Annotated in this window: 14 protein-coding genes; 6 read left to right on the top strand and 8 right to left on the bottom strand. The window is 59.4% G+C overall.

Annotation, left to right across the window (positions count from 1 at the left end; genetic code table 11):
• Nucleotides 1–183 precede the first annotated feature (183 nt).
• Nucleotides 184–861: a spermidine synthase gene (locus tag J2T09_RS04065; protein WP_306831363.1), complete on the top strand. Its 678-nt coding sequence runs from the start codon at nt 184–186 to the stop codon at nt 859–861.
• A gap of 2 nt (nt 862–863) precedes the next feature.
• Here J2T09_RS04065 and J2T09_RS04060 read toward each other — a convergent pair whose 3' ends face one another.
• The 5 genes from J2T09_RS04060 to odc2 all read right to left on the bottom strand — a co-directional run bounded on the left by J2T09_RS04060 (nt 864) and on the right by odc2 (nt 6,166).
• Nucleotides 864–1,877, bottom strand: coding sequence for a serine hydrolase domain-containing protein (locus tag J2T09_RS04060; RefSeq protein WP_373458366.1), 1,014 nt, complete (start codon nt 1,875–1,877; stop codon nt 864–866).
• A gap of 362 nt (nt 1,878–2,239) precedes the next feature.
• A complete protein-coding gene (locus J2T09_RS04055) occupies nt 2,240–2,932 on the bottom strand; it encodes an OmpW/AlkL family protein (RefSeq protein WP_306831361.1) in 693 nt (230 codons plus the stop codon).
• A 134-nt stretch (nt 2,933–3,066) separates the two neighbouring features.
• Nucleotides 3,067–4,050 (bottom strand): purine-nucleoside phosphorylase, encoded by a 984-nt coding sequence (locus J2T09_RS04050; protein ID WP_373458374.1) that lies wholly within the window; start codon nt 4,048–4,050, stop codon nt 3,067–3,069.
• A gap of 306 nt (nt 4,051–4,356) precedes the next feature.
• Nucleotides 4,357–4,929: a GNAT family N-acetyltransferase gene (locus tag J2T09_RS04045; RefSeq protein WP_306831358.1), complete on the bottom strand. Its 573-nt coding sequence runs from the start codon at nt 4,927–4,929 to the stop codon at nt 4,357–4,359.
• 106 nt (nt 4,930–5,035) lie between these two features.
• Nucleotides 5,036–6,166, bottom strand: a complete 1,131-nt coding sequence (gene odc2, locus J2T09_RS04040; RefSeq protein ID WP_306831355.1) for an ornithine/lysine decarboxylase — start codon at nt 6,164–6,166, stop codon at nt 5,036–5,038.
• A 618-nt stretch (nt 6,167–6,784) separates the two neighbouring features.
• Here odc2 and J2T09_RS04035 point away from each other — a divergent pair.
• The 4 genes from J2T09_RS04035 to J2T09_RS04020 all read left to right on the top strand — a co-directional run bounded on the left by J2T09_RS04035 (nt 6,785) and on the right by J2T09_RS04020 (nt 10,073).
• Nucleotides 6,785–7,681, top strand: coding sequence for a LysR family transcriptional regulator (locus tag J2T09_RS04035; protein WP_306831353.1), 897 nt, complete (start codon nt 6,785–6,787; stop codon nt 7,679–7,681).
• A 124-nt stretch (nt 7,682–7,805) separates the two neighbouring features.
• The gene (locus J2T09_RS04030; RefSeq protein WP_373458365.1) at nt 7,806–8,450 is read left to right on the top strand and encodes a DUF1007 family protein; all 645 of its coding nucleotides are present in this window, start codon (nt 7,806–7,808) and stop codon (nt 8,448–8,450) included.
• Nucleotides 8,444–9,463, top strand: a complete 1,020-nt coding sequence (locus J2T09_RS04025) for a nickel/cobalt transporter (protein WP_306831350.1) — start codon at nt 8,444–8,446, stop codon at nt 9,461–9,463. The genes J2T09_RS04030 and J2T09_RS04025 overlap by 7 nt, the downstream gene beginning before the upstream one ends.
• 58 nt (nt 9,464–9,521) lie before the next feature.
• Nucleotides 9,522–10,073: a hypothetical protein gene (locus tag J2T09_RS04020; protein ID WP_306831348.1), complete on the top strand. Its 552-nt coding sequence runs from the start codon at nt 9,522–9,524 to the stop codon at nt 10,071–10,073.
• Here J2T09_RS04020 and J2T09_RS04015 read toward each other — a convergent pair.
• Both J2T09_RS04015 and J2T09_RS04010 read right to left on the bottom strand, forming a co-directional pair.
• Nucleotides 10,070–10,276, bottom strand: coding sequence for a hypothetical protein (locus J2T09_RS04015; protein ID WP_306831346.1), 207 nt, complete (start codon nt 10,274–10,276; stop codon nt 10,070–10,072). The genes J2T09_RS04020 and J2T09_RS04015 overlap by 4 nt on opposite strands.
• Complete coding sequence (locus tag J2T09_RS04010; protein WP_306831343.1) at nt 10,273–10,965, bottom strand: GNAT family N-acetyltransferase; 693 nt, start codon at nt 10,963–10,965, stop codon at nt 10,273–10,275. Before J2T09_RS04010 ends, J2T09_RS04015 begins: the two co-directional genes overlap by 4 nt.
• Nucleotides 10,966–11,231: 266 nt before the next feature.
• Here J2T09_RS04010 and J2T09_RS04005 point away from each other — a divergent pair, with 266 nt between their 5' ends.
• Entirely contained in the window at nt 11,232–12,149 is a 918-nt protein-coding gene (locus J2T09_RS04005; protein WP_306831341.1) for a hypothetical protein, read from the top strand.
• Between the two features lie 72 nt (nt 12,150–12,221).
• Here the strand turns inward: J2T09_RS04005 and J2T09_RS04000 are convergent, their stop codons facing one another.
• Nucleotides 12,222–12,935, bottom strand: a complete 714-nt coding sequence (locus tag J2T09_RS04000; RefSeq protein WP_306831339.1) for a tellurite resistance TerB family protein — start codon at nt 12,933–12,935, stop codon at nt 12,222–12,224.
• Nucleotides 12,936–13,027: the final 92 nt, after the last annotated feature.

Genomic DNA, 13,027 nt, shown 5'->3' with positions numbered 1-13,027 from the left:
AGTGTAGGCAACTTGTCCTTTACAAAAGATGACAATCACTCGCGTAATGCGAGCAATTCCTAAAGGATTCTTCAGAATGACCGCTAACCCGTTTTTCCGACTAGGGATTTTTTCTCCTCATTGCGATAATGCGCCCGAACCGTCATAACGCCGGCACGGCAGGTGCCGCAGACGGAGAAAACCATGATCCCCTGGATAGTGCTCGACACGGCAAATGTGCCCGGTGGCCGCGACGAGCTGCGGCTGAAACAGCGCGGCTCGGAATTTTCCATCATGCTCGGCACCAACGAATTGATGAACAGCCGTCTCAGCGGTTCCGAGGAAGCCTTGGCAAAACTCTCTTGGGAGAAGATCAAGGGACGCGCGAAACCAAAGATGCTGATCGGCGGCCTCGGCATGGGTTTCACGCTTCGCGCCGCATTGAAGGAACTGCCGAAGGATGCCGAGATCACTGTCGCCGAATTGGTGCCGGCCGTGGTGCGGTGGGCACGTGGTCCGATGGCGGACGTTTATGGCGACTGCCTGTCCGACCCGCGCGTGACGATCCAGGACGACGATGTCGCCGACCTGATCAATGCGCGACCCAAAGCATGGGATGCGATCCTGCTCGATGTCGACAACGGCCCGGAAGCGCTGACACGCGATGAAAACGACCAGATCTATGCCTCACGTGGCCTGCGCGCCGCAAAAACGGCGCTGACGCCGGGCGGCGTGCTCTCCATCTGGTCTTCTGCACCCGATCCGAAATTCACCCGCCGACTGCAGGCCTGCGGTTTTGCGGTGGAAGAAGCCCGCGCACATGCCAATGGACGCGGCAAGGGCGGCGGCGCGCGTCACATGATCTGGTTGGCCACGGCCTGAGATCAGGCCGAGCGCACGGCACCGATGATATTACCGAGCAGCGTATGCAGATCGTCGCGATAGCCGTTGCGCGCAGACGGACCGCTTTCGTTCGAGGTCATCACCACGGTCATCTGCAATGACGGCACGACATACACCATCTGGCCGCCATACCCCCAGCCGAACCAGAGATTTTCGCCGCCGATATTGCGGTTGAACCAGCCATAACCATACCCATCGCCTGAAAAGCGGGAATTCGTGCGCACCTGCCACGATTTGGCGATCCAGTCGGCCGGAATGACCTGTCGCCCCTCGCCCGTTTTGCCGCCATTACGATACAGTTCGCCGAAGGCCAGCAATGATCGCGCCGTCATCGCCATCTGGTTGCCGCCGAGATAGATGCCCTGTGGATCGCGCTCCCACGAACCGATGCGGAAATCTTCCACCGGCGCGAACCATTCGCGCGCCAGTTCCAGCGTCGACTTGCGCCCAACCCTTGTCAGGATGGCGGAAAGCAGATGCGTGGATGCAGTGGAATAGAGCATGTCGCCGCCCGGTTCGCCGTCGAACGGTTCCGACAAGGCAAACCGCACCCAGTTGCCGCTCGAAACCCAGCGCCCGTAATTCGGCCCCGACATCCGCGAAAGCCCCGCCTGCATGGACAGGAGATTGCCGATGGTAATGTCGTTCAGACGCGGATCGGGATTTGCAGGCAGAGCCGACCTGAGGATCGGTGCGATCTTCTGGTCCGGCCCGTCCAGCAGTTTCTTGCCAATGGCGATACCGACCATGGCCGAAATGATCGATTTCGACGCCGACTTGATATTGGTGGAGCCGTTGAGGGAGTGGCCATTAAAGGCACGCTCGGCCAGCGGCTTGCCCTCGCGGTTCACCAGCACGACCTTTAGCGGCGACAGGTCTGCGGCATTGTCGAGCACGGCCTTCAGGCCCGTGGCGGCGGGCTGTCCCTGCGCAAACGCATGGGCGGCGGGAATGAGAAAAGGCAGCGATGCGAGTGCGGAGCGACGTGTCAACATCCCCACAAGCTAGGGCGGACAATGGGCATCACCATGGCGGGAGGCCGTTTTTCACACCAAGGTGAAACACCGTGAATCCGAAAAATGAAAACCCCGCCCCGACATCATGTCAGGACGGGGCTTCAGGGCGTCATGCCCGAGTGTCCCACAGGAGGACACGCCATATTTGTACTTTCGAAAATATGATTACAAGTCGAATAAATGTCAAGCGAGCGTGTTTTTCGCGATCAATCGCAAAAGACAGGCCATCAACGCAAAAACGCGAGCGCCGTTTCCGGCGCCCGCGTCCAGCCTCGTCAAAAAAGGAGTGGCCGGCGCCGCCTCCGTTGCGCCGGCCGGCCCCCTACCGGTCAGTTCTCGCGTCAGAACCGGTAGGTGACACCTGCGCCGATCAGCCACGGATCGATCTTGGCCTTGCCGGAAAGCGGGCCGAGAGCGTCATGGGTGGCGGTCCATTCGGTTTCGAGGAAAATCTTTTTCACGTCGAAGTTCAGACCCCAATGCTCGTCGAACATGTAGTCGAAGCCGACCTGCAGGACGGCACCGAAATCATCCTCGACGTCGACATTGGAGAAGTCGCCCTTGTCGGACTGGTTGTAGAAGAACGAATAGTTCACACCGGCACCGACATAGGGCTTGAAGGCGCCGAAATCGGTGAAGTGATACTGCAGCATCAGGGACGGTGGCAGCAGCCAGGTCTTGCCGACATCCAGATCGCCAAGCGCACCGGTGGTGTTGATCTTGGCATAGGTCGTGCCGAGGATCAGTTCGGCGGCAAAGTTTTCAGTGAAGAAATAGGTGATGTCCAGTTCGGGTACGACCGTATCGCTATATTCAAGACCGACACCGGGTTGACCGTTTACCGAACCCTTGTCTTCGGTGATGACGCCAAGGGCGCGAACGCGAAGCTGCCACGGGCTTTTGGTTGACAGCGCTTCATAGGCTGTCGGCGCTTCCTGCGGTGCTGCCAGATCGGCAGCGGCAGCGCCCATTGCGAAAAATGCAACGCTTGCGCCAGCCAGACAGCTGAGAACCCGTGCGCGATTGATAGTCATAACCCTCTCCTTCAAATCATTGATGATCAAGGATTAGGCGCATGCGGCAGAGTGACGTTTGATCCGGATCAAACACACAAGTGTCGTTGTTCCGACTGCGGCCAAAAGGTCACAGTCGGAACGGATGCATGGGGTTAGTTGGCGGGAACGCCCTTCTGCCAGACGGCCCAGTCGGCAATCACAGCATCGGCCAGCTTGGACCCGACCCGGTAAGCATTGACGGTCGAGGGCATGAAACCACCTGACTTGGCGCTGAGTGATTCGGCTGCCGTCTTGCCTTCCGGCTCGCGGTCGAAATTGGAGGCGGTGCGCAGGACCACGATCCGGTCGAACTGCAACAGACCGGCATCGCCACCGCGCTTCAAGGCGGTCAGCGTGGCATTGTCCTCCATCTGCGTCGTGCAGTAATTGCCCTTGCCCTCGGTCATCAGCGACACCCAGTCGGCCATGCCCTCGGCAATTTTGGTTCCGTGCCAGTAGGTATCGGTGGAGAGCGTGTCGCAGATACTGACAGCGGGAGCGGCACTGCCCGGCTCACCCTTCTTGTAGGCGGCGCGATAGGCTTTCGAATCGTCGTTATCCGAAAGCTCGGTATCCTTGGTGAGCGCAAACGCTCGCTGCAGCAGAGGCTCGTTCAACTGGTAAACTTCGGTGCCCGAGCCCCAAGTCGCCTTTTCACCGGGCTTTTTGGCGCCCAGCGCAACCACGCCATTCGGCCAGTCGGCCGGCACCTGACGCGGATCGATCTCGTGACGCAGACCGGCGTCGACGGCATACCGCGCCCAATGGGCGGAGCCAAGCGTGCCATCGGTCGGGTCTACACCGGCAATACCGGCGATCAGGAAATAGGTATTCTTGAGATCGAATTTGTCGCTATAGACCAGTGCCGAAACCGAGCTGGCCGCATTGGCGAACCCCATGGCCGTCGTCATGACGCACAGACCGGCGGCATCGCAGGCCACCTCGGGATATTCCCTGGAAAGACCCGGAACCGCGATCTTGGTGTCCAGCTTGCGCTCGGTCAGCCACGGCTTGGCCTCGCCGCCGAACATAGTGATGACCATGACTTTTGGCGCGACCGGCTCGCCGGCAACGGCCGGAATCGCCGCCAATGTCATGGAAGCCGCGAAAACGGATGTGGTGAAAAGTGCAGGAATACGCATGAAACCCCTCTTATGATTTTTGAAAAGATTGAACCCGAGAACAGGTCCCCTCCTTTCAATCCATCATCCGGGGCGGGTCAAGCGCCAAAACAAAAACACCCCGCCTCCCTTTTGGGGAGACGGGGTCGGGCAGGATCGGAGATACGCGGAGCCGTGAAGCCCCATCTTGCAAAAGGTGTGCCGCCACACACCTTCCCTGTCTCATGTCATGAATGCAAATACCGGAAGGCTGAACACCGCCGGTTTCTGCGATGACACGTATCAGGCCAGCTTGCGTCCACTCGCCACGATCATGCCAGCGGCATCATCCAGCCAGCCGGCCTTCAGCTCCAACCCCAAAAAACGGGCGCGGTCGCAGGGGCCGGGCATGACGAGATGCCGGGTCTTTTCGGCGAAGAAGCCGAATTTCTGGTAATAAGGCGCATCACCAACGAGGATGATGGCGCCGTGGCCACGCTTGGTGGCTTCGGTGATGGCAGCACGTATCAGCGCGGCGCCAATGCCCTTGCCTTCGCGGGCCGGATCGACCGCGAGCGGGCCGAGCAGCAGCGCATCGACCGGAGCACCATCGGCGGCAACGCCGGCTTCGATGTTCCACAGGCGAACGGTGCCGATGACATGGCCGGTCGCATCACGCGCAACCAAAGCCAGGCCTTCTGCCGGCAGACGGTTGTTGCGGATCTTCTCCGACGACTTCTTGCGACGCTCGGCACCCATGGCGCGATCGAGCAGGTTCTCGCGGGCAACGATATCGGCGGCATTTTCAGCCGTGATCGTGAAGGATTTGGATTTCGGCGCAAGAAATGCGCGTACAGAATCAAGAACAGCGGCCATCTTGGCCTCCCGAACTCAAAACCGTTTCAAACGGTGTCGTCAGATCATTGTGGATTTGCGGCCCCCGCCTGGAGGATCGGGAACCGCGAACTGTTTTACGTCAGGTTTAGATGACGTAGGCCTTGAGCGGATCAAAGCCGTTGAAGGCAACCGCCGAATAGGTCGTCGTGTAGGCGCCGGTGCCTTCGATCAGAACTTCGTCGCCGATCGAGAGCGTGAGCGGCAGCGGATACATGTTCTTTTCGTACATGACGTCTGCCGAATCGCAGGTCGGGCCGGCCAGAACGCAGGGCTCCATCTCGTCCTGATCGCGCGTGGTGCGGATCGGGTAACGGATCGCCTCGTCCATGGTTTCGGCGAGACCGCCGAACTTGCCGATGTCGAGGAAAACCCAGCGATGGTTGTCATTGTCCGACTTGCGCGACACGAGAACGACTTCCGCCTTGATGACGCCGGCATTGCCGACCATGCCGCGACCCGGCTCGATGATCGTCTTCGGCAGGTTGTTGCCAAAGTGCTTGCGCAGCGAAGCGGAGATCGCCTGGCCGTATTCTTCGGCCTTCGGGATGTCGCGCAGGTACTTGGTCGGGAAACCGCCGCCCATGTTGACCATCTGCAGGACGATGCCCTGCTTGGCCAGCGACGAGAAGACGCGCTTGGCATCGGCGAGAGCCGAATCCCAGGCATCGACCTTGGTCATCTGCGAACCGACATGGAACGATACACCGTAGCTTTCGAGGCCCAGCTGGTGCGCGTAGACGAGAACGTCGACAGCCATCTGCGGCACGCAGCCGAACTTGCGGCTGAGCGGCCATTCGGCGCCTTCACCATCGGTCAGAACGCGGCAGAACACCTTTGCGCCGGGAGCGGCACGGGCGATCTTTTCGACTTCCTCGTGGCTGTCGACCGCGAACAGGCCAACGCCAAGCTCGTGAGCGCGAGCAACGTCGCGTTCCTTCTTGATCGTGTTGCCGAAGGAGATGCGGTCAGCAGTGGCGCCGGCGGCCAGTGCCATCTGGATTTCGGCAACCGAAGCGCAATCGAAGCTCGAGCCCATGGAGGCGAGCAGTTCGAGGATTTTCGGTTCCGGGTTTGCCTTGACGGCATAGTAGATCGAGCTGTCCGGCAGTGCGTGGCGGAAAGCCTTGAAATTGCCGCGCACGACGTCGAGGTCGACAACAAGGCAAGGGCCTTCTGGACGCTCGGTACGGAGGAAGTCGAGGATACGTGCAGTCATCGTTCAAACCCTCTGGAGCACCACGCTCCGGCAAGAGGACAAAGGACGTAATGAGTATGCGCCAGCACCGGCCTTTGGAGATGCCGATACCTTGCACGCTCAAACGCGCGATCGATGGACCAACGCCCTGCCAAGAGCTTTGATCCGCTTTGTCTGCCATTGATTGGAGGGTTGTCCCTACCGCACTTCCGGCAATTCAGGTGTGCCTCTACAGAATTGCATGCTGATGGAAAGCATGCAGAGACTTAAAAGGCCCGCACCGTCGTTGCTTCAGGCGTCCTCGCATTTCCCGGTTGGCCGGAATAGCGACTGGAGGGGTTAGTTCCAGGTACCTTACCGATGACCTCACCTTAGAGATAAATCTCAATTCGAGGGTCGGCGGACACCCATGGGCACGTGCGACTTTGGGCAAGGCGGGAGATAAGAATATTCGCTGTCATAATCAAGCGGTTTTTTGAACCTTGGCCAAAATTCTTGAACAAGCGCAGGCAGGGAGAATTTGCATGAATAATGGGGCGAAATTAGACAGGCATATGAAAACGAACCCCTTGTGTTTCCGGGCCGGCTGACGTCTTGCTGGCCGTGAACGCCAATTTGCGAACCGGAGCAAACACTTCGATGGATACACTCACCCGCATGCGCGCCTTTATCGACGTGGTCGAAGCGGAAGGTTTTTCCGCCGCCGCCCGCCGCACCGGCCGCTCCAAGGCGCTTCTGTCGAAATATGTGCGCGAGCTGGAAGACGATCTTGGCGCGCTTCTGCTCAATCGTACGACCCGCCAGTTTTCGCTGACGGAAGCAGGCCACACCTATTTCCGCACTGCTGCCGACATTTTGAAGGAAATCGACAACCTCGCCGACCTCGTGCGCGAGAACAATGCCGATCTCAAGGGCCGCATCCGCGTGTCGGTGCCGCGCACCTTCATCGATGCGCCGGTCGGCCAGTCGCTGATCGATTTTGCCGCCGCCAACCCGGAAATCGCGCTGGAAATCGTCGCCGAGGATCGTTTTGTCGACCTGATCGAGGAAAGTTTCGATCTCGCCATCCGAATCACCCGCCTCGAAGATTCAGGACTGATTGCGCGAAAACTCTCGGATTTCCGGGTCTATGCCGTCGCCACGCCGGATTTCGTTGCCCGCTTCGGCCCGTTCGATCACCCGAGCGACCTGACGGGCAAACCCTTTATCGTCGACACCAATACGCGCTCGCACAACAATATCCGTTTTCAGGATCCGAATGGCGGTGCGCTGTCCGTGCCGGTTGCAGGTCCCATCGAGGTCAACAGCCCGCAGGCAACGCTGCGCGCCGCACAGGCCGGTCTCGGTGCTGCCATCGTGCCGGATTTCATCGTGGCTCCCCATATCCAGTCCGGCGAACTGGTGACGCTGTTCGACGACTATATCGTCAAGGACCGCGGCATCTATGCGGTTTATCCGCACCGCCGCTACCTGCCGGCCAAGGTGCGCAGCTTCGTGGATTTTCTCACCGCATGGTTCCGCAAGGCTCAGGCATGACCAAAAGGGCATGATGTCGAAGCGATAACACGACTGTCATCAGGGAGCCGAAATTCCGTCTTATTTGCGGGTCACTCCACTGGCCTTGATCAGGCCGCATCATTTTGGGCAAAGATAAGCAGACATGAAAATTCTTCGCGCGATATCGACGGCTGCCGCACTCTGTGCCCTGCCCCTGCCCGCTCTGGCGCACCCGCATATCTTTCTGGATGCCAGACTGGAAGCGGTCGCGACTGAAGACGGCCACCTGGCCGAGTTGCGCAATGTCTGGCGATTCGACGAGGTGTTTTCCTCCAGTGTGCTGCTCGATTTCGACAAGAATTCCGACCTGAAGCTCGACAATGAGGAACTGGCCGAACTCGGAGAGGTCATGCGCGCCTCGATGGAGGATTTCAATTATTTCACCACCATCTCGGTCGATGGAAAGGACGTGCCGGTCGCCAAGCCGGGCATTATTCATGTGTCCTGGCAGCACGGCCAGATCCATGTCATTTTTGCCATCAAACCATCGAGGCCGGTGCCGCTCAAGGGCAAGCTCGCCTTCGGCATCTATGACCCATCCATGTACACCGCCGTCAATTTCCCGACGGATAATGACCTGAAGGTCGAAGGCAAGGCATTTGCCGCCTGCAAGCATACCGTGGTGCGCCCCGATCCGGACGAGGTGATCGCGTCGAACAAGGACACGCTGACCGACGCCTTCTTCAACGACCCGACAGGCACCGACATGACCAAACTGTTCGCAACCCGCATGGAGGTGACATGCTGAGCCTGCGCAGCCTCGCGCTCATCGTTTTCGGCACGCTGTTGATCGCCACGGCCGCCCACGCCCAGTCTCCGCTCGGCGTCGGCTCGGCCGAGCCCAGCTTTTCCGTCGGCGGACCGCTGGCACCCTATTTCCAGTGGATCAACACCTACCAGCAGAGTTTCTACCGCTCCCTGACAGGCGCATTGAAGGCGATGCGCGAAGACCCTTGGGCACTGTCCGGCCTGATCGGCCTCTCGTTTGCCTATGGTGTTTTCCACGCTGCCGGCCCCGGCCACGGCAAGGCTGTCATTTCCTCCTACATGATCGCCAACGAAACCGCGCTGAAACGTGGCATGGCGATCTCCTTCCTTTCGGCGCTGCTGCAGGGCGTTGCGGCCATCCTCTTGGTTGTCGTCGCCTATTTTGCCCTGCGCGGCACCGGCATCACGCTGACCCGCGCCACATGGGCGATGGAGGTCGCAAGTTTTGCCATGATCGCGCTATTCGGCCTCTGGCTGCTGACGCGAAAAATCTGGTCGCTGCGCCGCACTGTGCCTCTGCAAGGCCTCGCCATGGCCGCCCCCACCGGCCCGACCGGCCTGCGTTTCGAAGCGGTCGAAGTGCATAGTCATGACGATCTGGAACCCGGCAATGTCTGCGCCGATTGCGGACAGATGCACATGCCGGATGCCGCAGCCATGGGATCCAAGGATTTCAGCCTGCACGAAGCATGGTCGGCGATCCTGGCCGTCGGCATGCGCCCCTGCTCCGGCGCCATTCTGGTGATGACCTTTTCGCTTCTGAACGGGCTTTATCTCGGCGGCGCGCTTTCGGTGCTCGCCATGTCGATCGGCACCGCCATCACCGTCTCCATCCTTGCCACACTTGCCGTGACGGCAAAGGACCTTGCGGTTCGTTTCGCCGGTACGGGCTCCAACCGCGCGCAAAAAATCACGCTCGGCGTCGAGATCGTCGCCGCCCTCTTCCTCGTGCTGATGGGCCTATCGTTGCTGGGCGCCTCGCTACAGGTGTGAGGCTCGACTTCTCCGGCAGCGCAGCCATATTGCCGAGGGGAGACCAGGGCATGAGACAATGAGCGCGGCGACAGGACCGGCACAGGCACATTCGCTCGCACGGCAATGGCTGTCGAGACTGGCCGTCGCCGTCATTATGGTGGCTGGCTTTATCGGCGGCAATTCACTTGCAATGGGCGGACTGCCCGATCTTGAGAAGGCTGGACCTTACTGGCTGGCATGGGCGGGATTCCAGCTCGTGTGCCTGCTGCTTGGCAAGGCATGGGCGCGCAGCTGGAAAGGAAACGACGCCTTCGTAGCCGGCTTCTGCTGGAAGCTGAAAAAAATCCGCGTGCGCATGCGCCGCCGTTTGTTCCCCAATCGGAACTGGGAAGATTATCGCCGCGCCGAACAGTCCATCATTGTATTGTGTGTACCCGTCTCGTTCGTCGCCTTTATTCTGATTTCACTCAGCTTAAAGGTCGGCCTGCTCGTGGGTTTTGCGGTAGTTTTTGCACTGTTGTTGGTCGTGCCTTATTATCGAGACGCCGCCGAAACCCCGATCAACAATGTCATCTTTGCCGGCCTTGTCAGCCTCGCATGGGGCTATCTCTTCGCCACAAGTCTCTAACGATCCCGCCGACGCTGATACTTTGCCCGCAGCCAAAAGATCCAGAAAAAGCAGAGGATCAGCAGCGTGCCGACGATGACCGCAAGCACCGGCGAAAAACCGCCGATCCACAGCACCAGCGACGGCATGAAATAGATCACCACCATGGCGCCGCCGAGAATGAGGGCGGCGGCAATCGCCTGCGATTTCGCTTCGGGCGTCATGCGGTCACCTTTGCGATCTCGGCGCGAATATCTTCCAGCTTGCGTTTCTGCTGGCCTTCTGCGTCAAAATTTTCCGGCGCAAGCCAAGCCTCAAAAGCCTTTCCGATCACCGGCCATTCACTGTCGATCATCGAAAACCATGCGGTATCGCGGTTTTCACCACGCGAAATCAGGTGCTGCCGAAAAACGCCCTCGAACGAAAAGCCGTAACGTTTGGCCGTCACCTTGCTCGGTTCGTTTTCGTTATGGCACTTCCATTCGTAACGGCGGTAATCCAGCCCCTCGAACACGTGTTTCGCCATCAGGTAATGCAGTTCGGTCGACATCGGCGAACGTTTCATCGCCACGCCATGCGCCACGGAGCCCACCTCGACCACGCCGTTTTTCGGGTCAGGCCGCATGTAGCTTGCCATGCCGACCACTTTGCCACCGGCGTTTTCGCGGGCGACCAGCGTCACGAAGCTGGATTTGTCACGCACATTGTCCAGCCATGCGCCAAACGCTTCCGGGGTGTCGTAATGGTCGTTGGGGAAGTAGCGGATCAACTCGTTGATGGCATCCGCGCCACCCAGCGCTTCCCACAGGTCCGCCAGATGTTTTGCCCGATCATAAGGCTCGAGGGTGACGAAACGGCCCTTGAGCGTGACGGGCGCCGGAGCGGCTGGCTTGTAGCTGGAAAGATCGCGCATGAATGCCTCTGCAATTGATCTTTGGGAAGCTAAGCGAGGGTCCTGCGAAAGGCAACGGCAAAGCGGTCGAAGGGCAATCAGGGTATTTTCCCGCTTCGTTTTGGGGTGGACAAACGGGGCAAGGAACCTAATTTGCGCACCGTTGAACAAAATCAAATGACTGTCATCTTAGCCGACGGCAACGACCGGCCGGCGCTTACGAAAGATATTTTCGCTCATTCGATCAACAGAAACGGACGGGAAACACGATGGGACCAGGATCAGCAATGAGGGACGCAAAGCTTGCGACCCAAGCCCCAAAGCAGCAGTCGAAAGCGCCCCAAGGTTTTCGCGAGATCAATCTCAACGTCAACCCTGTCTTGAGCGGCTGCGGCCCGGGCGCGACAGCAACCGGCATTACCTTTGACGGTTATTCGGCCGATGACAGCTATCTGAACAGCCAGTTCCAGTGCGGCGGCAAATACAGCCTCAAGGGCTCGCATTACGAAGGCGTGGCCGGCATTACCGACGACGGCACGACGATCTTCGCCGTCAACAGCCGCATCAACGGCACCTATCGCACCATGATGGGTGCCTTCGATATCGACGGCAAACCGAAGGCACCGACCACGGCACAGGAAAAGATCCTGGCCGGCCTTCTGAAAAATTCCGAACGCCGCATCAAGCCTGACGCCAAGAGTTCTGGCGTGCTGGGCGTGGCAACGAACGGCACCAATCCGCGCGGTGGCGTTTACGTCGGCGACAGGAAGATCGTCTACGATTTCGGTTTCCGCATCAGCGATGATCCGGCGGCCAATGACCCCAAGAAATACGTGGATTTCAGCACAAGCGTCGAAACCGATTTCAACAATCGCGTTACCAGACAGTCCTACGACATCAAGGCGCGCAACGACAAGCTGACCGGTTTCGTCGGCATGGATCGCAACGGCAATGGCAGCAATATGGGCTACCGCGCCGGCGTCGGCTATGCCGATGTTTCAGCTTCCGCGCGCCACACCAACAATGGCGGCGTCAAGACCAGCGAAGTCGATCTCGCCTGGAACATCAACAAGGAAATGACGCTGACGGCATCGTGGCGCCCGGACAATCGTCCGCCGACCGCGCTTCCGGCCTCCACGTTCAAGAACCCCGGCGCGTTTCAGGATTTTTCCAACTATTCGCTGAAGCTCGAAATCAAGCTTTGAGCTGACACAATAAGACAAGGCCTCCCGCGACACACGCGGGAGGCCTTTTTCATGTCCGGCAACCGGTCTTGATCAGGCCTGAACCTTGGCCGCAGACACGGTCGCATCGATATGATCGACCAGCGCATCCGGCAGGTTGAGACGGCCGGCGAGCAGATCGAGATAACCGCGCTCGGCGCGCGTATCCGGCTCGATGGTCAGGCGGGTCGCGGTATAAAGCTCGACCTTCTGTTCTTCCGTGCGGGCTGCGGCAACAAGCTCATCGATATCGACCGGGTTTGCCAGTTCATCGCGGATGAAGGCTTCGGCTTCCGAGCCGAGATCGACTTCATGAACCTTTTCCATGATGTTGGCACGTTCGCTAGCATCGATATGGCCGTCTGCCTTGGCGGCGGCGATCATGGCGCGGATCAGCGTCAGGGCAAAATCGTTGGAAAGCTGCGGTGATTCCAGGCTGAAGGCGCTGTCCGGCGGCGGCAGGGCGATCGGCTGGTTGCTGGCCGGTGTCGGCTGCGGGGCGGCTTCCGGTGCCTTGCCCGACTGGTAATTCTTGTAGGCGAGGTAACCGAGGCCGGCGACAGCAGCGATACCACCAATCGTCGCCACATTGCCGGCCAGCTTGCGGCCGGTCTTGGTGCCGAGAATGGCAGCGGCGAGACCTGCCGACTTCAGGGGATTGTTCTTCGCGATATCGCCGAACTGGCCTGCCCGGTCACGAACGCTTCCCGAAAGACCGGGCACCTGCGAACCGAGGAACTGGTCTAGAAGCTTCTTGGCGTCGAACATTCAAATCTCCTGATCGTGAAACACTGACCCGGAGATAGGGATTGCTGCGCCGAAATCAAAAAAGATGACGAAAATGTCATGAAGCGGCCCGC

This window comes from Neorhizobium huautlense (assembly GCF_030811685.1).
Taxonomy (GTDB): Bacteria; Pseudomonadota; Alphaproteobacteria; order Rhizobiales; family Rhizobiaceae; genus Neorhizobium; species Neorhizobium huautlense_A.
Note: the sequence above shows the minus strand (reverse complement) of the source record. Positions and strands in the feature narration are given on the sequence as shown.